Annotated in this window: 1 protein-coding gene; it reads right to left on the bottom strand. The window is 38.9% G+C overall.

What is annotated here, in order from left to right; genetic code table 11:
* The coding region (locus AC29Z1_RS16760; protein ID WP_488272593.1) for a Hint domain-containing homing endonuclease at window positions 1-2,035 on the bottom strand (2,035 nt) is incomplete at its 3' end.
* Window positions 2,036-2,353 lie beyond the last annotated feature (318 nt).

Raw genomic sequence — 2,353 nt, forward strand, 5'->3', positions numbered from 1 at the left:
CGACTCGCGAATAGTTTCGACATATGAGCGATGTTGTTGGGGTTCCAGAACTCATGATAACCATCTTCACTCGACTGGCCATGCTGTTAAAAGGATACTCCCCTCTGATGAGCTTGAGGTTTCGGTCCTTGTCAATGAAGTATGCCTTTTCATTGCTGGATATTACCTGCAATATCCTCCCACATTTGGCGACCTGCCTTTCGATTTTGGTCAGTTTGGTCGTGACATATCGTATATCATTAAGAAGCCTGGTGTTGTTGGTTGCACTCAGGTTCATGCTTTCAAGCATTTCGGTGTAATTTTCAGATTCCTCTTCAAGAGAAATCATCCATTGATGAATTGAATCCGTAAGATTTTTGAGATCTATTTTTTCTGGCAGAGCTATTCCAAAGTGGTTGAGAAGTTTATCCTCCAAGCTTGCCGATTCATCAATGATGAGTATATCTGCCGACGCCCGGTTATATATGAAAAAATCAAGGGTACACGCTGCCAAGTTAGAATATCTGAATTGGTTCTTGGCCAGTATGTAGGGGCACTTATTGCAGATTTTCGGCTTTTGTTTTGCCAGGCTTGCCGACCGAAACGGGCAATCAGATGCATCCAGACCTTCCAGCAACAGGCAATCATAGTTGCTTTTTCCAAGAACCACGGGAATGCCCAGTTGCTCATCTTCCTCAATTTGGTAGACCAAAGCTTTCAGTGGGGTTGTATAGACTACTTTTTTTATTTCATCTGGATATAATTCCAATAACGCTCGTGCAGTAACGGCGAGCATTAGTGAGTTGTGAGTTACTGTGAAATCTCCAAGCATGAATAAATGATCATCGGACACTTCAAACCCGAAAAACTCGTCATGTCCAATTGGTTCTATACTAAAACCCGTTACATTGCTTCTTTTTTTCTGGTTTCTACCCCCGAATTTTTTTCTATGTATTTTACATGGGATGCTAGCCAATTCGTTTCCGGACATACTAAGTCGGTTATATATTCCAGAAAACCCCGTGCTTTTTATAGTTCCTATTTTTTTTGACATCGATACTGAAATGCCTAGCGATCTTGCCAGAAACGCAATGTCTGATGCAAGATCATCGTTTTTTACTATCAATTCATATACAGCACGTGAATAATATCCATCCGCATCTAGTATTCCTGCAAGTAGTTCCCTTCTATTGCGGACGGTGTTCGTAAGGTAATTGAATGGAATTCTTTTTACACCGCATTTATTTTTTATATTTTTCACAAAGTGACCAAAATCACTTCCACGGCCTTTGTTTTTTTTGTTTACTATATGAAATGTTGGGCATTGTGTTTTGTTTTCGGTTTGATGGGATATCCTTATATGAAGATTGTTTTTTTCAGCATATTCATACAAGTATTTCTCAATTTCGTGGTCAGGGTTGGTAATTTCTGGTGATCCGTTATGTCCATCGCCTAGCCATATCCCTAATAGATAGGGTGGTATTGGTACACTTTTATCATTACATTCAAAACTTATGACCCCAGGATGCCATAGCTTGTAAATATGTTTAAACGTCTTGTGTGAAGACAGGTATTCATCAACAGTTATATTAATGTTTAATTTGTTTCGAGTACCGTCATTGGTTTTTGTTAAGTTTAATACGTGATTTCCAGTGCATATAAATGATTCTCCTCCTCTTATTGGGGTTATTTTATATAACATATCTATTCCGTGGGACAGATTTAAAACCCTTCTTGGCCTGGAATCGGGGCCTAGTAACAAGTCGCCGATCTTGACATCTTGCACCTTTTTAATAGTACCGTCATACATAATAATTCTAGTATTTTTTCCAAGACATTTGCCACTACCTGTCGGGGATGACAATTCCGTTATTTTGGTGTTCATTTCTCCTGTACGAATCTTTTCATAGTTTTCTAATATTGACTCTATTGCCTCCTTCTGGCCAACTCGATAAGATGGATATATATTATATTTATTCAAGTCCACAATCTTTAAATCCTGGCATGGCTTATTGTCATTGGTAGCCGTGACCATTTCTAGCGATGTTCCCTCCACGGCTATCAAATCCTCATAAGCTGGGCATGTAGTTTCAAAATCGTCTTTACTATGCTGTCTTCCTTATTTAGAACGTAATATCTGAAGTTCTTTCTAGAATCAATCGCTTTCACAATTCCAAGTTCTTCCATCATTTTCCAGGCTTTGTAAAAGCTTGGTCGTCCCATCTTCAAGGCAACAATCATTTCGCTTTTGCTATAGTGGTTGGGCGCGTTGCAGATCATGAAATCCAGTATGCGTATAACGTTTCTGTTTCCTAGTAATGATACAAACATGTATCTCACCCGACATATGGATGTGTCATATGTTATATATATC

It is taken from the genome of Sporomusa sp., assembly GCF_057736855.1.